This window comes from Flavobacterium shii (assembly GCF_025847235.1).
GTDB lineage: Bacteria > Bacteroidota > Bacteroidia > Flavobacteriales > Flavobacteriaceae > Flavobacterium > Flavobacterium shii.
Genome location: NZ_JAOZEW010000011.1, coordinates 20,136 through 45,393, shown reverse-complemented (window position 1 = coordinate 45,393; position 25,258 = coordinate 20,136). Strand labels below are relative to the sequence as shown.

25 protein-coding genes are annotated in these 25,258 nt (G+C 32.8%); 7 read left to right on the top strand and 18 right to left on the bottom strand.

Going from position 1 to position 25,258, the window contains the following annotated elements; all coding sequences use genetic code 11:
- Positions 1–36: 36 nt before the first annotated feature.
- Entirely contained in the window at positions 37–546 is a 510-nt protein-coding gene (locus tag OIU83_RS11470) for a C40 family peptidase (RefSeq protein ID WP_264206395.1), read from the top strand.
- A 190-nt stretch (positions 547–736) separates the two neighbouring features.
- Here OIU83_RS11470 and OIU83_RS11465 read toward each other — a convergent pair whose 3' ends face one another.
- Together OIU83_RS11465 and OIU83_RS11460 are read right to left on the bottom strand one after the other, a co-directional pair.
- On the bottom strand, positions 737–2,317 hold the full coding sequence (locus OIU83_RS11465; protein ID WP_264206394.1) for a L,D-transpeptidase family protein: 1,581 nt from the start codon (positions 2,315–2,317) through the stop codon (positions 737–739).
- A 157-nt stretch (positions 2,318–2,474) separates the two neighbouring features.
- On the bottom strand, positions 2,475–2,882 hold the full coding sequence (locus OIU83_RS11460) for a DUF1573 domain-containing protein (protein ID WP_264206393.1): 408 nt from the start codon (positions 2,880–2,882) through the stop codon (positions 2,475–2,477).
- A gap of 169 nt (positions 2,883–3,051) precedes the next feature.
- On the opposite strand from OIU83_RS11460, the gene OIU83_RS11455 reads away from it, so the two are divergent.
- Entirely contained in the window at positions 3,052–4,314 is a 1,263-nt protein-coding gene (locus OIU83_RS11455; RefSeq protein ID WP_264206392.1) for a sensor histidine kinase, read from the top strand.
- Positions 4,311–4,997: a response regulator transcription factor gene (locus tag OIU83_RS11450; RefSeq protein ID WP_264206391.1), complete on the top strand. Its 687-nt coding sequence runs from the start codon at positions 4,311–4,313 to the stop codon at positions 4,995–4,997. The genes OIU83_RS11455 and OIU83_RS11450 overlap by 4 nt, the downstream gene beginning before the upstream one ends.
- A 171-nt stretch (positions 4,998–5,168) precedes the next feature.
- On the opposite strand, the gene OIU83_RS11445 is transcribed toward OIU83_RS11450, so the two are convergent.
- Positions 5,169–7,382, bottom strand: coding sequence for a B12-binding domain-containing radical SAM protein (locus OIU83_RS11445; protein ID WP_264206390.1), 2,214 nt, complete (start codon positions 7,380–7,382; stop codon positions 5,169–5,171).
- 154 nt (positions 7,383–7,536) lie between these two features.
- Between OIU83_RS11445 and OIU83_RS11440 the strand changes: the two genes are divergently transcribed.
- Positions 7,537–10,062 carry a T9SS type B sorting domain-containing protein gene (locus OIU83_RS11440; RefSeq protein ID WP_264206389.1) on the top strand — a complete coding sequence of 842 codons (2,526 nt, stop codon included), beginning with the start codon at positions 7,537–7,539 and terminating at the stop codon, positions 10,060–10,062.
- Positions 10,063–10,165: 103 nt separating this feature from the next.
- Here OIU83_RS11440 and prfH read toward each other — a convergent pair whose 3' ends face one another.
- The 6 genes from prfH to OIU83_RS11410 form a co-directional block, all read right to left on the bottom strand.
- Positions 10,166–10,855 carry a peptide chain release factor H gene (prfH, locus tag OIU83_RS11435; protein ID WP_264206388.1) on the bottom strand — a complete coding sequence of 230 codons (690 nt, stop codon included), beginning with the start codon at positions 10,853–10,855 and terminating at the stop codon, positions 10,166–10,168.
- Positions 10,843–11,448 (bottom strand): hypothetical protein, encoded by a 606-nt coding sequence (locus OIU83_RS11430; protein ID WP_264206387.1) that lies wholly within the window; start codon positions 11,446–11,448, stop codon positions 10,843–10,845. Before OIU83_RS11430 ends, prfH begins: the two co-directional genes overlap by 13 nt.
- Before the next feature lie 14 nt (positions 11,449–11,462).
- Positions 11,463–12,854 (bottom strand): RtcB family protein, encoded by a 1,392-nt coding sequence (locus OIU83_RS11425; protein WP_264206386.1) that lies wholly within the window; start codon positions 12,852–12,854, stop codon positions 11,463–11,465.
- Positions 12,844–13,224: a hypothetical protein gene (locus OIU83_RS11420; protein WP_264206385.1), complete on the bottom strand. Its 381-nt coding sequence runs from the start codon at positions 13,222–13,224 to the stop codon at positions 12,844–12,846. The genes OIU83_RS11425 and OIU83_RS11420 overlap by 11 nt, the downstream gene beginning before the upstream one ends.
- A gap of 7 nt (positions 13,225–13,231) precedes the next feature.
- The gene (locus OIU83_RS11415; protein ID WP_264206384.1) at positions 13,232–13,642 is read right to left on the bottom strand and encodes a hypothetical protein; all 411 of its coding nucleotides are present in this window, start codon (positions 13,640–13,642) and stop codon (positions 13,232–13,234) included.
- Positions 13,643–14,150: 508 nt separating this feature from the next.
- Complete coding sequence (locus OIU83_RS11410; protein ID WP_039111200.1) at positions 14,151–15,428, bottom strand: MFS transporter; 1,278 nt, start codon at positions 15,426–15,428, stop codon at positions 14,151–14,153.
- 323 nt (positions 15,429–15,751) lie between these two features.
- Here OIU83_RS11410 and bshC point away from each other — a divergent pair, with 323 nt between their 5' ends.
- The 3 genes from bshC to OIU83_RS11395 all read left to right on the top strand — a co-directional run bounded on the left by bshC (position 15,752) and on the right by OIU83_RS11395 (position 19,417).
- A complete protein-coding gene (bshC, locus tag OIU83_RS11405; RefSeq protein ID WP_264206383.1) occupies positions 15,752–17,341 on the top strand; it encodes a bacillithiol biosynthesis cysteine-adding enzyme BshC in 1,590 nt (529 codons plus the stop codon).
- Positions 17,342–17,561: 220 nt separating this feature from the next.
- Entirely contained in the window at positions 17,562–18,833 is a 1,272-nt protein-coding gene (locus OIU83_RS11400) for an acyltransferase family protein (RefSeq protein WP_264206382.1), read from the top strand.
- Positions 18,834–18,997: 164 nt separating this feature from the next.
- Complete coding sequence (locus OIU83_RS11395; protein ID WP_035625955.1) at positions 18,998–19,417, top strand: nucleoside-diphosphate kinase; 420 nt, start codon at positions 18,998–19,000, stop codon at positions 19,415–19,417.
- A gap of 185 nt (positions 19,418–19,602) precedes the next feature.
- Here OIU83_RS11395 and OIU83_RS11390 read toward each other — a convergent pair whose 3' ends face one another.
- From OIU83_RS11390 to OIU83_RS11350, 9 genes are all read right to left on the bottom strand, one after another.
- A complete protein-coding gene (locus OIU83_RS11390) occupies positions 19,603–19,899 on the bottom strand; it encodes a DUF721 domain-containing protein (RefSeq protein WP_264206381.1) in 297 nt (98 codons plus the stop codon).
- Positions 19,880–20,323 (bottom strand): lipocalin family protein, encoded by a 444-nt coding sequence (locus tag OIU83_RS11385; protein ID WP_264206380.1) that lies wholly within the window; start codon positions 20,321–20,323, stop codon positions 19,880–19,882. The genes OIU83_RS11390 and OIU83_RS11385 overlap by 20 nt, the downstream gene beginning before the upstream one ends.
- 543 nt (positions 20,324–20,866) lie before the next feature.
- The gene (gene ftsY / locus OIU83_RS11380) at positions 20,867–21,820 is read right to left on the bottom strand and encodes a signal recognition particle-docking protein FtsY (protein ID WP_264206379.1); all 954 of its coding nucleotides are present in this window, start codon (positions 21,818–21,820) and stop codon (positions 20,867–20,869) included.
- Between the two features lie 282 nt (positions 21,821–22,102).
- Positions 22,103–22,255, bottom strand: a complete 153-nt coding sequence (locus OIU83_RS11375; RefSeq protein ID WP_264206378.1) for a DUF4295 domain-containing protein — start codon at positions 22,253–22,255, stop codon at positions 22,103–22,105.
- A 72-nt stretch (positions 22,256–22,327) separates the two neighbouring features.
- On the bottom strand, positions 22,328–22,510 hold the full coding sequence (gene rpmG, locus OIU83_RS11370) for a 50S ribosomal protein L33 (protein ID WP_017495179.1): 183 nt from the start codon (positions 22,508–22,510) through the stop codon (positions 22,328–22,330).
- 27 nt (positions 22,511–22,537) lie between these two features.
- Positions 22,538–22,774 (bottom strand): 50S ribosomal protein L28, encoded by a 237-nt coding sequence (gene rpmB, locus OIU83_RS11365; protein WP_007805815.1) that lies wholly within the window; start codon positions 22,772–22,774, stop codon positions 22,538–22,540.
- Positions 22,775–22,845: 71 nt separating this feature from the next.
- Positions 22,846–24,099 (bottom strand): CinA family nicotinamide mononucleotide deamidase-related protein, encoded by a 1,254-nt coding sequence (locus OIU83_RS11360; protein WP_264206377.1) that lies wholly within the window; start codon positions 24,097–24,099, stop codon positions 22,846–22,848.
- A 200-nt stretch (positions 24,100–24,299) separates the two neighbouring features.
- On the bottom strand, positions 24,300–24,644 hold the full coding sequence (locus OIU83_RS11355; RefSeq protein ID WP_035625977.1) for an Hpt domain-containing protein: 345 nt from the start codon (positions 24,642–24,644) through the stop codon (positions 24,300–24,302).
- Positions 24,644–25,255, bottom strand: coding sequence for a fumarylacetoacetate hydrolase family protein (locus OIU83_RS11350; protein ID WP_264206376.1), 612 nt, complete (start codon positions 25,253–25,255; stop codon positions 24,644–24,646). Before OIU83_RS11350 ends, OIU83_RS11355 begins: the two co-directional genes overlap by 1 nt.
- Positions 25,256–25,258 lie beyond the last annotated feature (3 nt).

Below are 25,258 nucleotides of genomic sequence, written 5' to 3'. Positions count from 1 at the left end.
CATACCTTTATAAATTAAATACCACTTCCTTTAAAGATGAAATTTCCCATTTATATATTATTTGCCACAGCTATTTTAGTATCTTCTTTTACCATAAAAAAAGAAGATAATATCATAAGAAATCAAATTCAAGAAATACAAACTACAACAGATAGAGATTCTATTATTACATATTCTAAACAATATTTGGGAACGCCTTATTCATATGCCGGGAATAATCCTAAAAAGGGATTTGATTGTTCCGGCTTTGTCAATTATGTTTTTAAACATTTTAATGTTAGCGTACCCAGAAGTTCAAGCGGTTATAAAAATTTGGGAATTACAAAGAAAGCTGAAGACTTTAAAATTGGAGATGTTTTAGTTTTTTACGGTTATAAAAACAAAAACATTGTGGGACATGTTGGGATCATCTGTGAAGCCAATGGCATGAAGTCAAAATTCATACATGCTTCCTCAGGAAAAGCGGGGAGCGTAACTATTAGTGCATTGGACTCAGAACATTACACGAAACGTTTTTATAAGTGTATTAGCGTAATGCCTAAATAGATTTTTTTTTGCCACGAATTACACCAATTTTCACTAATTAAATTGTGTTAATCTGATTGCCTAAAAAGGAACACGGATGACACGGATTTTTCCATTCTATAATTTTAAAAAAATCAGTCCCGAAACTTCTGAATCAGCGTCTTTCCTTTAAGAAATCTACATCATCCGCATTTTATATTTTTTATTACCTTTATTCTTCAGTCAATAATTTGATCAAACTTTCGTCTTTTTGATAAATATCTTTATAAAAATTCAAATTCCCATCTCGATCTACCCAAGCGGTAAAATAACCAATATAAACAGGAACTTTCTTTTTTAGCGTATACCAACTTTCTTTGCCTGCATGCATTGCTTTATCAATTCTTTCTGGAGTCCATGTAGGATCTTGTTTTAAAAGTTCAATTGCCAATTCTCTCGGTTTTGCTACACGTACACAGCCATGACTAAAGGCTCTGTTTTCCCTCTCGAATAAACTTTTTGCAGGCGTGTCATGCAAATAAATATTATTTGAATTTGGAAATAAAAACTTCACCAAACCAAGCGAATTATTTTTCCCCGGTAACTGACGAACTGAGCCATTATTCCATTCCAGATTTTTCTTTGCTAAATAATTCTTGTCTTTAGCTATTCCTGGTTTAATCTCTTTATTGATGATACTTGTAGGAACATTCCAATATGGGCTAAAAACAATATTACTCATCATTCCACTAAAAATAACAGTTTGCGTCATCACTTTCCCTACAACAACTGCTGATACAAAAGCAATTTCGTTATCACGAATTAAATACAATTTAAACTCTGGAATATTAATTTCTATATATTCTTTGCCTTTTTCGAGTGCAGGGTCAATCCATCTACAACGTTCCATATTGGCAATTATCGTTTTAATTCTGTCAGAAACCGGAATATTCATTTCGACAATATGCTCCGATGAGATTTTGCCATTTACGGTATTCCCATTATGCGATTGATAATTTTTAACCCCTTCGGCCAAAACATCATCATAGACTAAACTTTTATTATCCTCTTTCAGTTCGCCGGTTATAAATAATCGCTCTCGGATTTGTCCAACAGCAAGAGCCGAATCTCCTTTTTTTAGACTTTTAAAATCATCTCCTACTTCAATTGTTTTCCAACCTCCTTTTTTTTCAATTTCTCTATATTGATGAAGTGCATCACGAAGCTTATAGTATTGGCTGAACATTTTGCTTTTTTTATCATCACTTATAGTAGACTTATTATAGATAGAATCTGAAAAAATCTGATAATTTACTTTTTTTCGAGGTAAAAGCCATTCTAATGATTTGGTGGTTTTTTCATCTATACCAGATACTTTCTGAACATAATAAAAGTATAAATTAGTAATCATCAAATCTGTATCAACTTGAGATAGTTTATTTTCAGAAGTATGTTCAAAAATAGGACTGATCTTTTCATTGTAAGGAAAATTAGCTTCTAATCCTTCCTGGTCTAATCCTTTGTATTTATTAAATAATGTATTTGCGAACTCTACTATACCTTTATTATCCAACCATAATTGAGTAGATTTATTTTTCTTGTATAATGCTAAGACATCATTCTGAAATTTAAGCAATTTAGGATATGCTTGATAAAAAGCAGCAATGCCAGAACTATCAATTGTAATTTTAAGTTCATCAACTCCTTTTTCAGAAACATTTTTTGACTCTTCCTCTCTCTTTTCCGACTTTTTATTGCAAGAAACAGTAGCAAAAAGAATGATAACAGCAATAAGTGGATATAGAGTTTTCATAATAATATTTTTAATAAAAATAGAAAAGTTTTAGTAAAAATAAACCATTTGTAAAAAAATTAATCGTCGCTTTACAATCCTCCATATTACTTCATAAACAAAAAAAAACTCCAAGCAACATAATTGCTTAGAGTTTAAAAATATTATTGGCATATTTTTAAATAACTGACCCCTTTAAAGTAAGTATTTTTGGAGTCGCTTCGGCACTCGTGGTAACTGTAACTGTTTTAGAAAATGCCCCTTTGCTCGCAGCGTTATAAGTTGCTGTGATTTTTGTTGATTTTCCAGGAAGTATTGGTTCCTTTGTATAATTTGTTGCCGTGCAACCACAAGAACCTTGAACACTTGTAATAACTACAGCTGTTTTTCCTGTGTTTTTAAATTCAAAATCAATTGCTTTAGGTACATTCAGAGGAATTTGTCCCACATCAATAGTTTCTGTTTTCCATGTAATACTACCATCTGCCGAAGCACTTTTTGATACTAATGACTGCACTGGAGCAATTGCAGAGAAAGACATTAATCCTAATGTCAATACTAATAATAAAGGTTTGATAATTTTCATAGTCTAAAATTTTAAATGATTATTTGGTTTGTCATTTTTGAACATTACAAATATAAACCCCATAAAAACGAGTTGCTGTTAAGCGATCTCAAATGTTTGTTAACGACTTGTTAATCGCTATTTATAAAGATATTTTTGATTAATATTACACCTTGTAAATTACATTTAAGTGAAAATAAACAGGCTCAACAGCATTATCCTTCTGGGTTTTATAGCAATCATCGGCATACTGGTCGCACAATTACTATGGACCAAAGAAGCTTTTACGCTTGAGCAAAAAAAACTGAATCAGAAAACACACATTGCATTACTTGAAGTAGCCAGAAAACTGCATGAAAGTACCAGTAACGAGTTGCCTGCCCAAAGTCCTATCCAAAAAATATCTAATGACTATTATGTTGTAAACATCGAGAATGCTTTTGAACCCGATATCTTAGAATTTTATTTAAAATCGGAATTCAAGAAAATGAATATTACAACCGATTTTGAATTTGCCATGTATAATTGCCAGAGCAATGAAATGGTTTATGGAAATTATATTTCTTTATCCAAAAATACCAAAGAGAAACAATTGGTTCATTTCCCGAAACATAAAGATCTGGTTTATTATTTTGCTGTCCGTTTTCCTAATGAAACCAGTTATATCTTCAGCTCAATGCGATTTTGGTTTGTGCTTTCGATAATGCTTATTATTATTTTACTCATTTATATCTATTCGATTTTTACGCTTTTGCAGCAAAAGAAATACTCCGAATTGCAACGTGATTTTATTAATAACATGACACATGAATTCAAAACTCCATTGGCCTCTATCTTAATCGCTTCCAATTATTTAATTAAACAAGACCCAATTAAGGAAGATAAAAAACTTGAGAAATATACCGAAATCATTATCAATCAAAGTGGTAAATTAAACAATCATATTGAGAAGATTCTGAGTATTGCAAAATCCGATTATACGCCTTTAGAACTCGAACTGAAAGAGATTTCAATTATTTCCGCTATTGAAGAAACAATAGAAAACATCAAACTAAAATACCCAGATACCGATATAAAAATTGAATCTGATGCTGCAAATTATTCTATTGTTACCGATGTTTTTCATTTTATAAACATCGTTTATAACCTTCTGGATAATGCGATAAAATATTGTGACACTAAGCCCGAAATAATCATTCGTTTATCCAAAGAAAATCAACTATTAAAAGTTGCTTTTATAGATAACGGAATTGGTATTGCTAACAAAAATATTTCTTTTATCTTCGATAAATTTTATAGAATTCCAAATGAAAAAAGTACGCAGTCAAATGGTTTTGGATTAGGCTTGTATTATGTAAAAAAGATTTGCAACTTGCATCAATGGAAAATCAATGCTACTAACAATCCCGAAAAAGGGATAACCATAACCATATTAATTCCGTACAAAAAATGAGTATTTTCAAAATTCTTTACACCGAAGATGATGAAACCTTAGCGTTTCTTACCAAAGATAATTTGGAACAAAATAATTATGAGGTAACACATTGCTGCAACGGAGAATTAGGTTTGGAAGCTTTTAATAAAAGTAATTTTGATGTTTGTATTTTGGATATTATGATGCCTAAAATAGATGGATTTGAACTGGCTACCGAAATACGAAAAAACAACTCCGATATTCCTATTATTTTCCTTTCGGCAAAAACATTAAAAGAAGACCGAATAAAAGGATTGCGATTGGGTGCCGATGATTATCTCGTGAAACCTTTTAGTATTGAAGAACTACTCCTTAAAATTGAAATATTCTTAAAGCGTTCGCAAAAGAATGACTCCATAGATAAATCCGTTTATAAAATCGGAAAATACCATTTTGACATTCAGAATTTCATTTTATATAATGAAAACGAAAAAACAAGTCTTACACAACGCGAGTCTGAACTGCTGAAGCTATTTATAGATAATAAAAATACTGTCTTAAAAAGAGAACAAATCCTAACTTCTCTTTGGGGCGATGATGATTATTTTATGGGAAGAAGTCTGGATGTTTTTATTTCACGTCTTCGCAAAATACTTGTAAACGAAAAAGGAATTGTTATCGAGAACTTACACGGAATTGGGTTTAGGTTTAAGATTGATTAAAGGAGCAAAGAGAGGTACTGAGGTTCTAAGATTTAAAACAGTCGTGATTAAGTTAACAAAAACTAATCACAATCTTGTCATCCTGAGCGAAGTCGAAGGGCTTTTTATGTAATCCAACAATAAAACTCTGTGCATCTCTGCGATTCTCTTTGCGAAACTTTACGTAATAATTTACAACACCAATAACCCAAATTCTCTTAAAGTATTCACAGGTTTCGAATACCAAAACAACTCGAAATCCTCAAAATTGGCTTCAAAATCGGTTTTTACTTCCTGAAATGTATAAGTTTTAGTTTTTGAAACTGAAATTTTCTGTAACATTTCAACTAACCATTCCCCTTCAATTTTATTGGTTTGAATACTGAAGCTTTCTTTTTTATCATGAAAAGTAAGTGTTAGCATTTCCCATGAATTTCCTTTTTTAGATTTGGTAAAGGATTCTGTAAAAGGTTTTCCTCCCAACCAAACGATTTTTGCAGTTGGCTTTATATTAAAACCTTCAGATTCTTGTAAAGCATCATAAATAAAATCAGACCCTATTTTAGTTTTTGGAATTTTAAAATCAAACCAATCTTGGAGTTCGTAATCAAAACAGATTCCGTGCATAAAATTAAAGAGGGATTTCTTTAATCCAAAGCTGAATTTATCGTGATCTATTCCTGTTTTATCAGTATAGTTAATATCATTATTAGCAAAAGTCCCAATCGCTTCAGTTTCTTTAACCACGCCAAATTTTTCCGGATACATTCCTACTGGGCTATGTGCTGTCATGGCAAACTGATGCCAAAATCCTGATTGCAAAATTCCAGCTTCAAATAACTGACGTACCATCTCGAGACTATCAACCGTTTCCTGAACAGTTTGCGTTGGATATCCGTACATTAAATATGCATGAACCATAATACCAGCTTCAGTAAAATTGCGTGTTACTTTTGCAACTTGTTCTACAGTAACACCTTTATCTATAAGTTTTAATAATCTATCCGAAGCAACTTCTAAACCACCCGAAACAGCAATACAACCCGAGGCTTTTAGCAACAAACATAAATCGGCAGAGAAACTTTTCTCAAAACGAATGTTTGTCCACCAAGTTACTGCTAACTTTCGTCGAAGAATTTCGAGTGCCAACGCACGCATTAATGCTGGCGGAGCAGCTTCATCTACATAATGAAAACCGTTTTGCCCCGTTTGCTTCATCATGTCTTCCATTCGGTCACACAACAAACTAGCAGCAACAGGTTCGTAAACCTTTATATAATCTAATGAAATATCACAAAACGTACATTTTCCCCAATAACAACCGTGAGCCATGGTGAGTTTATTCCAGCGTCCGTCGCTCCACATACGATGCATTGGATTCACAATTTCTATAACCGAAATGTATTTATCCAAAAGCAAATCAGAATAATCTGGAGTTCCAACTTGAGATTGTTTATAATCTTGTTTTAATGAATTATTTTTATAAACTACTTTCCCTTCTTCAAGTAAAAAAGTACGCTTATACTTTTTTGTCTCCCCTCCTTCGGAGGGGTTGGGGGAGGATATTATTTCTTCGATAGGCACTTCCCCGTCATCCAAAGTAATAAAATCAAAAAACTCAAAAACACGAGCATCAGATAGTGAACGTAATTCGGTATTTGGAAAACCACCACCCATCGAAATTTTAATTTCAGGATGATTCTGTTTTACCCATTGTGCACATCTAAATGCACTATATAAATTCCCAGGAAAAGGAACTGAAATTAAAAATAGAGTTGGCTTAACCGATTCTATTCTTTCTTTTAAAATCGAAATTAAAACTTCATCAATATATGTTGGTTCTAATTGTAAGGCTTGATATAATTCATCAAAAGAATTAGCACTTCGACCTAAACGTTCAGCATAACGGCTAAAACCGAAATTCTCATCAACACATTCCACAATAAAATCTGAGATATCTTCAAGATATAACGTAGCCAAATGTTTTGCTTTATCCTGAGTTCCCATTGTTCCAAAAGCCCAATCAAGCTCTTCCAATTGTACAAATCGAGAAGCCTCTGGCAAGAAATCTTCCTGACAGATTTGTAATGCCAATGTTGGATTTTTCCCTTGCAAAAAAGCAATTACAGCATCTATAGTTTTAAAATACTCGTCTTGCAAAGCAAAAATACGTTTGGAATTATCTGAAATTGTATTCCCTGAAACTTCAAATTTTGAACTTGAAAAATCAAACAAATCTTGCAATCCTTTCTTCGAAAACAATTCTAAAATTACTTCAATACCTAAATCTGCCTGAACCGATTCTATATTTTTAGTATTCAGAAACCCTTTAATATAGGCGGTTGCCGGATACGGTGTATTCAGTTGTGTAAAAGGAGGAGTGATTATAAAAAGCTTGGTTTTCAAAGGGAAATGTTTTGTGCAAAAATAGGGCATATTTAGGGACTTTTTTATAAAAAGATTTGTTTAGTGTTTTTCTCAAAAACACAGCTTTTGAGTATTTTTTTTGCTTTTTTTTAATAGATATTTAATTACATTTGCGCCAACTCAAATAAACCGAATGAAACATAAATTACTTTTATTTATTTTTATAATTACAACTAAATCAATCGCTCAAACTATTCAATGGCAAAATACTATTGGAGGTGACAATGTTGAATGGTGTAATTTTATAGAATTGACAAACGATGGAAATTACATCTCCGGAGGCTATTCATACTCTAATATTTCGGGTGATAAAAATGAAATCTCAAGAGGTTTAAGCGATTATTGGTTTTTTAAAATTGATGACGCAACGGGTAATTTATTATGGCAAAAAACTATTGGCGGAAACAAAACGGATAATTTAACATCGGCAAAAGAAACACAAGATGGAGGCTATATATTAGGAGGTTATACTGCTTCGGGAATATCTGGAGAAAAAACTCAAAGTTCAAGAGGAAATGATGATTATTGGGTAGTCAAATTAGATGTAAATAGAAATATTGTTTGGGATAAAACCTATGGAGGTTCTGGTGTCGACAGGTTAAGAACTATAATTCAAACTGATGATGGTGGTTATTTAATGGGAGGAGAATCTACCTCTAATATTTCCGGGGATAAGACTGAAAACAGAAAAGGAACTATTGACATTTGGTTAATTAAAATTGATGCTTTTGGCGCAATCATGTGGCAAAAAACTATTGGTGGAGATAAAAGCAGTTCAATCTCATCAATTATAAAAACTACAGATCATAACTATGCTATAGCAGCATCCTCAACTTCAAGTATATCTGGTGATAAAACTCAAAACTCAAAAGGTATTTCTGATTATTGGATTTTAAAAATTGATCAAAATGGTGCTATTATTTGGCAAAATACTATTGGAGGTAATAATGGAGATTCTGCAGTATCAATAGTTGAAACAAACAATGGCAACTATATTGTTGGCGGAAATTCTTCTTCCAAGATATCCGGAGATAAAACTCAAAATACTGTTGGAAATTCAGTTGATGTTTGGTTAGTAAAATTAAATAATAATGGTCAGCTTATTTGGCAAAAAGACATTGGAGGAGGCGATACTGAAAATTTAAACAACTTAAAACTTACTGCTGATAATGGTTTAATATTGGGAATATTGTCCTACTCTGAAATTTCTGGCAATAAAACAGAAGCTTCTCGTGGAGAATGCGATTATTGGCTCGTAAAACTCGACTCAAATTATAATATAGAATGGGATAAAACAATTGGCGGTAATGATGTAGATACTCCTCAAGCTGTTGTACAATCAAGAGATGGAAACTATGTTGCAATAGGTTGGTCCGATTCTAACATGTCGGGAGATAAAACCGAGAATAATAATGGAGATCAGGATATATGGGCTGTTAAAGTTGCAGTTTGTGATCAAACATCTACAACGAGTAACTCACCTGTTTGCATCAACAGTGAATTAAAACTTTTTGCAGAAGGTGGAACAAATTACTCCTGGACAGGACCTAATGGATTTACTTCTACAGATCAAAATCCCATAATAACTAACGCAACCTTAGCGAATCGTGGGGAATATAGTTGTACCACAACAGGAACAAGCACTTGTAACGGAACTAAAAAAACCACTGTTATTATTGCAGATACTCAAGCTCCAATTCCTGACACGACTAATCTTCCAACCATAACTGGAAACTGCCACACTATTGTAAGTTCAATCCCTACTGCTACTGATACGTGTGCTGGCGTTATCACAGCTATAACAACAAATCCTCTATCTTACACCCTACCTGGCACATATACAATTGTATGGAATTATAATGACGGTAATGGGAACTCATCCAGTCAGAAGCAAACTATTATTGTTGTTGGTCAAGCATTACCAACAACACTGAGCAAAACTCAAACTTTTTGTGCTAACGAAAATACAACAATATCAGATATAAATATAAACGGAACTTCAATTATATGGTATGATGCCCCAACAGCTGGAAATATCTTATCTGACACAACTTTACTACAAAACAACACTTATTATGCCTCACAAACTATAAACAATTGCGAAAGCGAGAGACTCCCAATCAATATAAAAATTCAAGATACAGAAATTCCAACTGGAGAACAGTTTCAAAGTTTTTGTATACAAAAAAATGCCACAATAAATACTATCAAAATTGATGGAGACGATGTAAAATGGTACGATGCTATTACACTAGGAACCAATTTATCTGAATCAACTCTACTTGAAAATGGAATTATCTATTATGCTTCACAGACTATTAATAATTGTGAAAGCAATAGAACTCCGATAACAATACAAATTCTTGAATCGACTAAAGGAGAATGTATTAATTATATGGAGGAACTTCCATTTCCTAAATTCTTTACTCCAAATAATGATGGCCATAATGATTATTGGACTATTGACTTTGTTTCTTTAAAGCCCAATTCTAGTATAAAAATATTTGACCGATATGGAAATTTTATCAAAGAACTACATAATAATGATACTTGGGATGGAACAAGTGTTGGTCGCAAAGAACCTACTTCAGATTACTGGTTTACTGCAACCCGCTTAAATGGAAAAGAATATAGAGGTCACTTTACTTTAAAGCGATAAAACTATACAAGCTAAAAAGGATGCCTCACAGCATCCTTTTCTATTTAATTTAATTCTTCTTAATTCATAATTTATTCTATTAAGAAATTCAAATTTCCTGAGATCAATCATTATCTAAATAATCTTCTCTTTTTAGTCTTTGCCTTTCCTGTTTGTAATTTTTTGTTTGTTTTTGTTTTTTAAAATCCGAACCTTGAAAAACCCGAATCGGATTCCCTCGCTGAATTTGTAACTGATTCATCCATTGTGCCTGAAATTCAGCTTTAAACTGTTTTACAGTTTCATCCTTAAATTTCTGTAATAATCTCTCGGTAGCCAGTTTTTTATTCTGATGCTGCGAACGCGAATCCATAGACACAACACTTATTCCCGTAGGAACATGAGTTGCTCTTACTGCCGAACTCACCTTATTTACATGTTGTCCTCCTGCGCCAGAACTACGCATTGCCTGATATTGAATATCATTCTCTGAAATTTGTGTTGTGGTTGCTTTATCAATTTCAAAAATTCCGATAAACCAATTTTTACGTTTATGAAATTTCCTGAATTGGCTCTGTCCTATCCATTGGATTGTTCCAATCCAAGAATTTACAAACTCATTAAGATTAGTACTTTCTAATAAAATTGTTGCTGTTTCTACAGTTCCGTTTTCGATTCCAGTTTCTCGCTGAAGCAACGTTGTTTTTATTTTATTATCATTTGCTTCTTCCAGGAATGTTTTTAGCACCTGAGCCACAACCCAGCTACATTCTGCTGGGCCACGACCTGATGTTATTTGAATTATTTTTTCCATTTTTCTATAATTTTCAACAGTTTCTCTCTGTTCTTTGCTTCTTTTACAAATTTTGGAAGTCTGGAAACCATTGTCCCGTTACCACTTCCATTATTGTTTCTTTCTCTTAAATCAGCTTTAATGTATCTCTCTAAATAATCAATATGTTCTAAATTATAAGCCCAAAAAATTGATTGGTCAAATTCTTTCTGATACCATATTTCAGCATTAAAAGCACTTTCTCTTTGTAATGATTTATCAGAATCGAACACAAAAGGAACTTCCTTAATCATCGGCTTGAACTCTTTTATCTCATTACATACAGAACATTTTAGCTTGATTGTTTCTGGTTTTTCATTCAGAAATTGCGACTCAAACTTTATCTTGTCTTCATTATTACAGCAATAAGTATCTACATAAGCAATGTATTTTACCATTCCTCCTTTTAAAGAATAATAACATTTTTTACATTCTAAGATTTTTTTATCCCAATAATAAACTTCAGACTCAAAAGTCCTCCTAACAACTGCTTGCGAAGCGCATCTTGGACATTTTACATTTATGCTATTTCCAAAACTTCCTAACCGTTTATTTTCATCTTTAAACCTTTCCATAATCTTGAATTTGTTTATCTGTCCATTCTCACGATTTTTGGTGTAAACGTGCCTAACACATCCACCAACTCCACTTGATTGGCCATTACTTTATTAATGTCTTTATACGCCATTGGAGCTTCATCTATATTACCTCCAATCAAGGTTACGTCGTTTGCTTTTAAGACTTTATTAATCTCACTTTGTGTAAACGATTCTTTGCATTTTCTACGAGAAAAAAGTCGTCCAGCACCATGAGAAGCAGAGTTTAAACTCTCCGTATTTCCTTTGCCCTGAACAATAAATCCAGGTGCAGTCATCGAACCCGGAATAATACCCAGTTCACCTGCATTAGCTGGAGTTGCCCCTTTACGGTGTACAATGGCTTCTTTACCATTTACCATTTCTTTCCAAGCAAAATTGTGATGGTTTTCGATTGTTACAACCACACGTTTACCAATAGCTTTGGCAATACGGCGATGAATATCATCATGACAAGCCTTGGCATAATCTCCTGCTAAATTCATAGCCAGCCAATATTCTTGTCCGTCGTGCGTATTTAAATCTAACCAAGCCAAATGCTGTACATTTTTGGGTAACGGACATTGTTTTGTTGCCAAATACGTATAATGTTTAGCAATATTTGCTCCCAAACCTCTTGATCCGCTATGTGACAATACTGCAAAATATTCACCTACACCAATTTTCCATTCATTAAGCGGGTTGGTAATTTTAGCAATTCCAAACTCTACAAAATGATTTCCACCACCTGATGTTCCAAGTTGCTTGTACGCTTTACCTAACAAGTTTTTTATAATCGGAATATCCTGAAACTCACTTCGGCTAAACACTTCATGATCTGCTCGTATGGTATGGGTTTCATACATTCCAAACTTGGTATTGTCTTTTAAAATCGCTTGCAACTGATGCTCTTTTCCTTTAAAAAAAGAGGCTGGAATATCAAAAATTGACAAGCTCATTCGGCAACCAATATCTACTCCTACTCCATACGGAATTACAGCATTGTCTGTTGCAAGTACACCACCTATTGGTAATCCGTAACCAGAATGTGCATCAGGCATTAAAGCACCAGCAACCGAAACAGGAAGTTTTAAAGCATCATATAACTGATACTTGGCTTGCTCATCGATTTCATTTTCTCCAAATATGGAAAAAGGAGCTCTTGTATTATTAAGCTGATGCATTCTTACTTGTACCGGATTTACCAATCCTTCGGCAACTTTGCCCCAAGTACCATGTCCTGTAAACTTTTCTGGCGATAGCAAAACTTCTTTCGCTTCGTTTAATATACTTTCTTTTTTTTCTCGTTTTCTGTATCTGTTTATTTGCCCCAAGGCAATGTTGATACTATTATTTTTTGGAAAGCCTATTTTAATCAGGTCCTTTCCAGATAATTTATTTCCCATTGTATTTTTTATCTTTAGAGTGCAATGCCTCCTTATTTAGATATTCTATTTCTTTATAATATTCATCCATTATGGTATGAATTTGTTTATTGTCTAATGGATTTTGGTATTTCAATTCTTTATTACCAATCCATCTCCAATATTTTGCGCTACCGTGTGCAATTTTCATCATTGAATTTCGAAGAAAATGATTCGTGATATAATTACTTATCCTAGCAATTTCACTTTCCAAAACTCCATCAACCATTTTAGTATGTGTTATCATATTTGGTCTAACACGCAATACATAGCGCCAAGGCTCATTAAATATGTAATGAACTTTATAGCGTTTACAATTAGGATACCATCGTTCCCTTTTATAAAAATGCATTTTTTCTTTATCTGTCAATGCTAGTTTTGAACTTCTCCATTCTGATTCTGAAAACTCTTTTACAGTTTGAAGTTTTTCTACATAAACATGCTTTCTTTTTTCTCCTTTTCTTTTTCTTAAAAGCTTTATCAGAAGAATATTGCACCGTATTTATCTTTTCCAATACCGTTTTATAAAACAATGCTTCTTTAGATCTCGCAATATCTTCCCTAAGTACAAAATTGCGTTCCCACCCTTTTTGATAAGGTGTTGCCAAAGGAACTAATGGTAAAGCGCTACGCTTACGTAATAGTTCATCTTCAAGCTTATCTAACTGAATTAATTGTTTTTCAAAATCTTTTTTAACTGCGCTCTTTTTTTGCTTTTCCTTTTTTAAACGACTACACAAGATGTAATCATCTAAAAGATAATTGTCCATTTAAAAAATTTAAATTATAGTTTTCCTGCCAAGTATTAGAAAATACAAGGCAAAAGCATTTTATCTCCAATAGATAAATTGAGTTCGGGGTATCGGGAATTTTTTGAAGTGTCTAGAATAAAAAAAGCCCGAAAGTTAATTTCCTTCGGGCTTGTTCATATATCTAAAATTGATTTGCTATGATTGCGAAAAGCCACGAAGACACATAACAACAGAATCTAATCCTGATGTGATGTTTTGAGAGGTAAAGTTTGGTACAAACATTGTCTTCGTTATTAATTTGGTTAATGATTTATTTTCTGATGCAAATTTTGTGATTTTTTTTTGAAATAAACAAATTTAAAAACAAGTATTTTCTTATTACAAAATCAAATTACTGATTTTCAACAAAATAAACATCAATATAAATTCAAAATCATGAGTAAAAATTAGTCGTAAGTCCTAAAATTCATATTTATAAATATCAAAATTTCTAATATTCTAGTTATTTATGTAAACAGAAATGTTCTTAAAACTGGTGCACTTTCTTAGAAATTACTAAAAACGAAACTAAAGAAATCAAGGCAGCGGCAGTCAGATAAAACCCAACATAACTCAAACCGTAGGTAGTTGCCAGCCAAATTGCAATCATTGGCGCAAAAGCAGCACCCAAAATACCTGCCATATTAAAAGTTAATGAAGCACCGGAATAACGAACTGTGGTAGGAAACAACTCTGATAAAAAAGTTCCCAACGGACCATACGTAAACCCCATCAATGACATTCCGATACACACAAAAGCTGTTACCAAAATAGAATTTCCTGAATTGAGGAAATATGAAAAGAAAAAACCGAATGCTGCAATAGCGATCGTAGTAATAATTAGAATTTTTCGACGACCAATTTTATCGGCAACCAAAGCCGAAATAGGAATAAATGCTGCAAAAAACAATACCGAAAACAATTGTATCAATAAAGCGTCTCTTTTAGTAAAACCTAAATCTGAGGTAGCCCAACTCAATGTAAAAACAGTCATTAAATAAAACACCAAAAAGGTTGTAATTGCAGATAAAGTTCCAAAAATAAGTTGGTTTTTATATGATTTCAATAAGGTGAAAAATGGAATTTTAACTTCTTTCTGTTCTAATTTAGAATTTTCAAAAGCAGGAGTTTCACTAATTTTTAAACGAATATAAAATCCAACAATTACCAAAAGTGAACTCGCTATAAACGGAATTCTCCATCCATAATCCATAAAATCTTCACTGGTCATAGTATCCGTTAAAATCAAAAAAGTTCCACCAGAAAGCAACAATCCGATGGGCGCTCCCAATTGCGGAAACATTCCATACCAAGCACGTTTATGCGGAGGCGCATTTTCTATCGCTAGTAAAACTGCTCCACCCCATTCGCCTCCTAAACCAACTCCCTGACCAAATCGACATAACATCAATAAAATTGGTGCAGCGATTCCGATACTTGCATAACTTGGTAAAAAACCAATGGCAATTGTCGATAATCCCATGGTTAGCAAAGCCACTACCAAGGTAACTTTACGGCCTATTTTATCTCCATAATGACCAAAAACAGCCGAGCCTATTGGTCTGGATAAAAAAGCTATCGAAAAAGTTGCCAAAGATTCAAGGGTAGAATTTGTACTACTAGCTCCCGGGAAAAATAACTGAGGAAACACCAATACGGCTGCATTGGCATAAATATAAAAATCAAAAAATTCAATTGTCGTACCTATTAAGCTCCCAAAAAGGACATGTTTTAAGGAGTTTTCCTTAGTAGAATTATTTTTCATGTGGTTTATATAGTTTTTTGAAAATAGAATATAAAATTGATTTTATTTTTTGAAAATAACAAATATTAAATTCAGCTTTTTCAAGAAATTAGTTTTAAAAAATCATAATCCTCAACAGCCAAAAAAATCTATTAAAGTATTCAAAATCTGTGAATTATTTTTCAAACAAATTAAAAAACAAGTATTTTCTTTCAACCAAAACAATACATTGATTTGCAATGAATTACACCCATTTTAAAAAATCAAATCATAAGCAATAGTTAAATCCAATTTTAAGTATAAATTTTGATTAAATTTACAGCTATCAAAAAAAATCAACACTTATGCCAACCGACTGTATCAGCTACCAAAACTCAGGATATTTCTCAACATTGATACATGATTATTTAGAACAAAAATCAGATTTAAAACCATTATATAATAATTTTCCAACTCTGGAAAATTTTGAAAAACAAATTATCGAAAAACAACAAAATTTCGATAATAACAATAGAATTCCATTAGTTTCTGTCTTAAAAGAACAATATGCTAAAGTTGAAACTTCGGATTCTACCAAACAAAATATCAAAGCCTTAGCGCTCCCAAATACATTTACGGTTACTACAGGACATCAACTAAACTTATTTAGCGGTCCATTATATTTTTTATATAAAATAATCTCAACTATAAATCTTACCAACGAATTAAAATCAAAATATCCTTCGCATAACTTTGTTCCCATTTATTGGATGGCAACTGAAGATCATGACTTCGAAGAAATTAATTATTTTAATTTTAAAGGTAAAAAGTTCCGATGGAATGCCGAAAGTTCTGGACCTGTTGGAAGATTATCTACTAAAGGGCTTGAAGATTTTTTCGAGATATATGCTTTAGAATTAGGTTCAAGCATCAATGCCAATGTTTTGAAAAAAATATTTAAAGATGCTTATTTAAAACACGATAATCTGGCAGATGCAACTCGTTATCTTGCCAATAGTTTGTTTGCATCACAAGGTTTAGTAATTCTAGATGCTGATAATGCCAATTTAAAACGTGCTTTTATCCCTTATATAAAAGAAGAATTAGAATCTCAAACTTCATACAAAGCTGTTCAGGAAACTATCGAAAAGCTGAAAGATTATACGGTTCAGGTGAATCCACGCGAAATCAATTTATTTTATATTGAAGATAATTTACGCGAACGCATCATTTTTGAAAACGGAAAATATAAAGTTAATAATACCCGAATTGAATTTTCAGGAAAAGAAATCTTTGATTTACTAGAAAGTAATCCCGAAAAATTTAGCCCAAACGTGATTATGCGTCCGTTATACCAAGAAATTATCTTACCAAATTTATGCTATATCGGCGGGGGCGGAGAAATAGCTTATTGGTTGGAATTAAAATCATTCTTTGACACAGTAAAGATTACTTTCCCGATGCTTTTAATTCGAAATTCGGTTCTTTTAGCAACCGAAAAACAGGTAAAAAAAGCCGATCAATTAAACTTATTCTGGAGTGATTTATTCTCAAAACAAGACCGTTTAATCAATAAAAGCACAAGAGAATTATCACCATTTTCGATTGATTTAACACCTCAGAAAGAACTTTTACACAAGCAATTTGAACATCTTTATGAATTGGCAAACCAAACAGATAAATCATTCACTGGAGCAGTAAAAGCGCAAGAAGTTAAACAAATAAAAGGGCTTGAAAACCTAGAAAAACGACTTTTAAAAGCACAAAAAAGAAAACTAAGTGAAATTTTGCAACGTATTATCGATTTGCAAAATGAGTTGTTCCCTAATAAAAGCTTACAGGAACGTCAAGCCAATTTTTCGGAATTTTATCTGGAAAAAGGAGAAGAATTAATCCCACTTCTCATTAAAGAATTAAAGCCATTAGCATCTAATTTTAATGTTATTACTATATAAATGACTATACTTGTAATTGATTAAAAAATAAAAGCCACAGATTTAAAAGGATTAAAATGATTTTTTGAATATTCAGGAATCTGCAAGAATCTTCTAAATCTGTGGCAAAAAAATAAAGTAATAATCATAAGAAACAAATAACCACTTACTTCTGAAATTATTACTCTCTAAACCAAATTATTAACTTTTAAAAACAAAACTAACCTATTACCAAAACATTATGACCAGAGAGCGCTTGATTTCACTAGATGTCTTCAGAGGATTAACTATTTTATTAATGACAATTGTCAATAATCCAGGAAGCTGGAAAAGCGTCTACCCTCCTTTATTACATTCAGACTGGCATGGCTGCACACCTACCGATTTGGTCTTCCCTTTTTTTATATTCATTATGGGAGTTGCTGTTTCATTTGCAATGCCAACTAAAACATTCGATAGTACTACTTTTAATAAAATATTAGTACGCTCGTTAAGAATGTTTTGTTTGGGAATCTTCTTTAATTTTTTTGCCAAAATACAACTTTTTGGACTCGAAGGAATTCCGTTGCTTAATGGTCGATTAATCATAACTATTGCAGTAGGATATGCTTTAATGGGTAATTTTAGTTCTAAAGTAAAAAACATTTTAGCATTTTCAATCTTATTTATTTACCTCTTTTTGGCCTATAGCGGTATTGAAGCGTATCAAAGCGTAAGATTACCAGGGGTTTTACAACGTATCGCTATCGTATATTTTGTAGTTTCACTTTTATATTTAAAATCAAATCAAAGAACACAAATAATAGTTGCTGCAATCTTATTACTAGGATATTGGGCTGTAATGGCTTTAATTCCAGTTCCCGGAATTGGAGAAGCAAATTTTGATAAAGGAACCAATTTAGCTTCTTGGATCGATAGCATTTTACTTAAGGGGCATATGTATCGCGAAACCATAACATGGGATCCGGAAGGGATTTTGAGCACAATTCCATCAATCGCAACTGGAATTATTGGTTTGCTTATTGGTCAATTATTACACCGCTCTATTCCAAAAAATGAAATCGCTAAAAAAATGGCAATTGCAGGTATCACTCTAATTATAGTAGCTCAAATTTGGAGTCTTGTTTTCCCTATAAACAAATCCCTTTGGACAAGTACTTATGTATTATACACAGCAGGATTAGCTACGACTTGTCTGGTATTGCTATATTATCTTATCGACATTCTTAATTTCAAGAAAGGGATCAAATTATTCTTAATTTGGGGAGTAAATCCAATGATCGTGTTTTTCTTTTCGCAAATAATCCCCCAAGGATTGGTAATGGTTCAATTCGAGAATCCACATATTCCGGGAGAACAAATCAATCTTCTAAATTATTTATACAGTTTTGGGATCGCACCATTTTTCGGCAATCCCATGACAGCTTCCTTAGCTGGAGCTTTAGTTTATGTTGGGATTTGGACATTCATTTTATGGATTTTCTACAAGAACAAACTTATTTTTAAGGTTTAATTTTTTCTGATGATATCTTGAGACGCATTGTGGTGCGTCTCTAAGACACATCTCTACTCAATATTAATTATCATAAAGGTAGTCTCAGTAGTTTTAATTATGAATTTATTAAATTCAATTCATAAAAAAAGTCTATTTTTGCACAAAATTTAATAAAAACAAAAATGGCAACAAATAGAACGTTTACAATGATTAAGCCAGATGCAGTTCAAAACGGACACATCGGGAATATCTTAGCAATGATTACTAATGGAGGATTTAAAATCGTTTCATTAAAATTAACTCAATTAACTGTAGCTGATGCTCAAGCATTTTATGCTGTTCACGCTGCAAGACCTTTCTACGGAGAATTAGTAGAATTCATGTCTCGTGGACCAATTGTTGCTGCAATTTTAGAAAAAGACAACGCTGTTGAAGATTTCAGAACTTTAATCGGAGCTACAAACCCTGCTGAAGCTGCTGAAGGAACAATTCGTAAAGCATACGCAACTTCTATCGGAGAAAATGCAGTTCACGGTTCTGATAGCGACGAAAATGCTGCTATCGAAGGTGCATTCCATTTTGCTGGAAGAGAGCAATTCTAATTTTAGACTAGCTTAGATTTTATAGACTACTTAGATAATTTAGATTCTAAGATTCTTAATAAAACAAAACCCGCTTCAATGAAGCGGGTTTTGTTTTATATTTAGTTGTCGTAAATATTCTTTTGTAAAATCTAAATATCCAATAATCCAAGTATAGTCTAAGCCAGTCTAGCAATCTAAGATGTCTAACGAAGAACTACATCACGAACCACATCTCTACGCAATTCTTCATTAATCATCGTAATGATTTTTGATTTTCCGTGAGTTAGCTCTTCTCTTAAAACAGATGAGGTTAATTCTACATAAAGTGTACTCCCTTTTAAAACTACATTTCGGGTATAACTATTCACACCATTTCCCATCAGTTGTCTCCATGCCTCTTTTACATCTATCTGATCCATTCCGGGCTGGAGTTTGTTTACTTGAATAATTTTTTGCAAAATATCCCCAACAGTACTCTGATTATTTAGTCTTTTTGCCATTGTCTATAATATTAATTGGTCCTGCTTTTTTATAATGATATTCTTTTTTCTCGGCGTTTAGCAGCACTAATTTCTCGTCTGTTAAGGTGATTAATTCTTCACTCCATTTCATATAAGGTGTTGAGTAATCTAAGAAAGCCTTACCATCTTTAAATCTAACTTTCACACTCTCATGTAAATCATTTGTCAAAAAAGTCCCATCTAGTTGCGGCATTACTTTTAGACGAACTCCATTATTGTCGGCTCCAATCTTAAAATAATCATAGCTTTCATTCATCCCGTAATCTTTATCTTCTCCTTTATCAAAAACCACTTTTTCGATTTCCCAATACCCATTTAATTTAGCAATATCAGCAGGTTCTATTTTTTGTTGACAACCAACAAACACAAGTGACACTAAGATAATTTTAAATACGTTTTTCATTATAAATTATTTTTTTTACGAAGCAATTTCCTGATCTCAATTCGAAGTTTCGGGATCGGGGCGCTATATCTTTTTATGGAATAAAAATCCACAAAAAAAGGACACCACCTTTGTCAGGGCTAAAGCTCCGCAGTAATATGAATAGATTGTTTTGCGAGAAACAAAGTTAACCTTATAAAATTGATAAAGAAGAAAAAAATGCCAAAAGCCGTTAAACTATTTCATTAATTTTCGTTTATCTATAAAGCAAAAAACACCAACGAATACTATAAATATCCTTTGGCATTTGTATATAAATACGGATTATTCTAAGATAGAAAATTTTATATGATAAACCTCTATTAGAAAAACCCTGTTTACTTAGCTTATTTTTTTGTCTGGATTCTTCTAAGAAGTCCCAGAAGAAATAAAATAACACCTATTACCAATAAAACGTAATATAATGTTAGATTTTGTTCTCTAAAAATATTAGATAAAACAAAAGAAAGAATGCTGCCAAAATAAAAATAAATTGGCGGGATATTATTAAAACTCATCTGAAAACTATTTAAAGAAACTATCTACAAACTCATATTTATTAAAAACCTGCAAGTCTTCAATTCCTTCTCCTACACCAATGTATTTTACAGGAATTTTAAACTGATCCGAAATACCAATTACGACACCCCCTTTGGCAGTCCCGTCTAATTTGGTTACAGCAAGTGCTGTTACTTCGGTTGCAGCGGTAAATTGTTTGGCTTGTTCAAAGGCATTTTGTCCTGTAGAACCATCCAAAACCAAAAGAACATCGTGTGGTGCATCGGCAACCACTTTTTGCATTACGCGTTTTACCTTCGTAAGCTCGTTCATAAGGTTGATTTTGTTATGCAAACGACCAGCGGTATCAATTATCACAACATCGGCATTTTGAGCTACTGCAGATTGCAAGGTATCAAAAGCTACAGATGCAGGATCGCTACCCATATTTTGTCTTACAATTGGCACATCTACACGATCTGCCCAAACTTGTAATTGATCGATTGCTGCTGCACGAAAAGTATCTGCCGCTCCAAGAACAACTTTATAACCTGCTTTCTTAAACTGATAAGCCAATTTTCCTATAGTTGTAGTCTTTCCTACTCCATTTACTCCAACGACCATTAAAACATATGGTCTTGCCTGAATAGGAACCAGAAACTCGGTTGCTTCACCTGTATTGGTTTCAGATAATAAACCCGCAATCTCTTCTCTTAGAATTTGGTTTAATTCTTCAATCCCTAAATATTTATCTGATGCTACACGTTTTTCTATTCGGGTAATAATTTTTAAAGTCGTCTCAACTCCTACATCCGAAGAAACCAGGATTTCTTCCAAATTATCCAAAACGTCGTCGTCAACTTTAGACTTACCGGCTACAGCTTTACTTAATTTAGAAAAGAAAGTAGTTTTGGATTTTTCAAGACCTTTATCCAAAGTCTCTTTTTTATCAGATGAAAATATTTTTTTAAAAAAACTCATTTTTTATAGATTGTTAGTTTTTCGGATTATTTAGATTTTTCTCACAATCTACAACAATCCTAGAGTTTAAAGAAGGCTAAATGTCTTTAATTAGCCCCGATTGTAGCAAAATCCTTTTTTTCTGGTCCCGAAGCCTCGGAATGGAATAAAAGATTGAAGCAAAAGCGGGAATCTTGATTAAAAAAGAACTAATGTTTGGCTCCTCTAAATTTTGAGACAAATATAAAAAATAAAAAAGCTACTTCCGAATGAAAGTAGCTTTTCTATATAATGTGATTGTTATTATTTCTTTTTCAAGAAAGTATCAACTTCTTCAGGAGTCATAATAGATTCTACGAATGTATATGCACCAGTTTTTGGAGATTTCACCATTTTGATGGCTTTTGATAATCTCTTAGAAGCTGTTTGTAACGATGCTACGGTTTTCTTTGCCATGATTCAAATGTTATTTGAAGCTTTTATAAAACTCTAATGGAAAACCATTGAGGCTTATAAAATCTCTAATTATTACTTAATTTCTTTGTGAACAGTTACACGTTTCAAGATTGGATTAAATTTCTTAATCTCTAATCTGTCTGGAGTATTCTTTTTGTTCTTTGTTGTAATGTATCTTGAAGTTCCTGCTACACCAGAAGTCTTGTGCTCAGTACATTCTAAAATTACTTGGATTCTATTACCTTTCTTTGCCATCTTGCTATATATTTATTTTGGAAAAGATTATTTGATAAATCCTTCTGACTGCGCTTTTTTCAAAACAGCAGAAATTCCATTTTTATTAATTGTTTTTATCGTAGATGCTGCTACTCTAAGAGTAATCCATCTATCTTCTTCTGGAAGATAAAAACGCTTTTTAACTAAGTTCACAGAAAATTTTCTCTTAGTTTTGTTCATAGCGTGAGAAACGTTATTTCCTACCATCGCTCTTTTACCTGTAAGGTCACAAACTCTTGACATTATACTTATGTTTTATCGTTATTCAAAATCAGGGTGCAAAGAAAAGAAAAATAAACGATTGAAACAAAAAATTAGCACACATTTTTTAAAATTTCTTTCTGTAACATTTCTAAACTTTTATTTATAGCCCTATCTATCACTTTTTCACGTGGTTGACCGAAATTAAATTCTTCGACAATTACATCGTTTGGTGTTGCAATTGCAATAAAAATAGTACCAATTTCGGCATTTGAGTCTCCTTTTGTCGGCCCGGCGTTCCCAGTTGTCGCTATTGCGTAATCAGTTTTCATTAGGCGTTTTACACTCAAAGCCATCGCCGAAGCAACCGCAGAACTTACAACAGAATTTTCTTCTATTAATTGCTCCGAAATACCCAAAATAGCCGTTTTTACTTCGGTTGCATACGGCACAACACTCCCTTTAAAGTAAATCGAAGCACCAGAAACCACTGACAAAAGTGATGCAATCCCTCCTCCCGTACAACTTTCGGCAGTCGCAACTGTCTTTCCTTTTTTTGTCAGTAATTGCCCTACTACAACTTCAATCGTTTCGTTATCATCGAAGCCCACTATAATATCATGAATAATTGCATCCAGCGATTGCACATTGGCCTCGATTGCTGCTTCCAGCATTTCTTTATCTGTACCGCGAGCCGAAAGTCGCAAACGCACTCTTCCCGGATTTGGCAAATAGGCTAGCTTTATAAAATCAGGTAAATTATTCTCCCAGTCTTCGATACGCTCCGCTACTAAACTTTCGCCCTGACCGTATGTAAGTATCGTCTTATGAATAATATATGGTCGCTCGTATTCTTTTACAACTTTTGGAACTATCACACTTTCTACCAAATATTTCATTTCATAAGGAACTCCCGGAAGTGAAATAAAAACAGTATTTTCCTTTTTCATCCACATTCCTGGCGCAGTTCCCATTTTATTATGAAGCACAGTACATTTAGAAGGCACCAATGCCTGATCTTTGTTCATTTGGGTAATCGGTCGTTTATAGAAGCCCTCTATTAACTCTGTAACATGTGCCAGAACTTCGGGATTAACAACCAATTCGTCTTCAAAATAATCACAAAATGTTTTTTTGGTCACATCGTCTTTTGTAGGCCCTAAACCTCCTGTAACGATTACCAAATCGACTTTGTTTTGTAATTGAGAAAATGTATCTAAAATATGCTGTTTATTATCACTTATCGAAATCATTTCATGGATTTCGACTCCGATTTTATCTAGAGATTTAGCTATAAAACCAGAATTTGTATCTACAATTTGTCCTATTAGGATTTCATCACCAATTGTAATTATTGTTGCTTTCATGTATCTAAAATTCAAATTACTACTTAGATTATTTATCGCAAGGAATTGCGCGGGGAATAGCAATGAAAATCCTTTTTATCGCGAAGTAAAACGGAAGAAAGATAAAATCAATTCACTTGTCTTATAATTGATTTACAATGTGAATTGTATTTGGAGAAGATCACCCAACCTGAATTTTCAGGTTGGCAATCTATGAAGTTTTACAAATCAAAGTCTTTCTTAATTTCTTTGATTGCTTCTTTTACTTGATTTTTTATACTCTTAAAAGTTTCTTCTATAGCCTTCTTTTTACCTTCGGCCTTTGTCCAGGCTTCGACTTGAAGAATTTCCTCAAAAGCAACATTTAAACCTAATAAGTCAAGAGTTGGTTTTATTTTATGTGCATACGCATACGCATGTTTATGGTCTTTCTTCTTAATCCCTTCTTTGATTTGTTTTAAATCTTCGGGAACTTCGGTTACAAACAAATTAAGAATTTCGTTTACAAATTCCGGATCGTTATCTGAAAGTGCGTACACTTTTGAAAGGTTGTATTTTAAAGCCATTATTTTACTTGTATTCTGAATAATTTTTTTCCTTCTAAAAACCCTTCTAAAACATCATCTGGTTTTACAGCTGCAACACCTTCCGGAGTTCCTGTAAATATAATATCCCCAATTTTTAATGTGAAGTATTGAGAAACATAAGAGATAAGCTCATCAATTTTCCACAACATCATATTAGCATTTCCTTTTTGAACTGTCTTAGAATTATTTGTTAATTCAAATGTAATATTTTCCAATGAACTAAATTGTGTCTTAGGCAAAAAATCACCGATTACTGCCGAACCATCAAAAGCTTTTGCTTTTTCCCACGGCAATCCTTTCTGTTTTAATTTTTCTTGTAAATCCCTAGCCGTAAAGTCAATACCTACACTTATCTCGTCGTAATACTTGTGCGCAAACTTTGGCTCTATATATTTTCCGACTTTATTAATTTTAACAATAAGCTCAATTTCGTGATGAATATCCTCAGAAAATTCGGGGATTACAAACGGATGCTGTTTTAACAAAACTGCTGAATCGGGCTTCATGAATACAACTGGCTCCGCAGGGCGTTCGTTTTGCAACTCTTCTATATGATTGGTATAATTTCTACCGATACAAATGATCTTCATTCT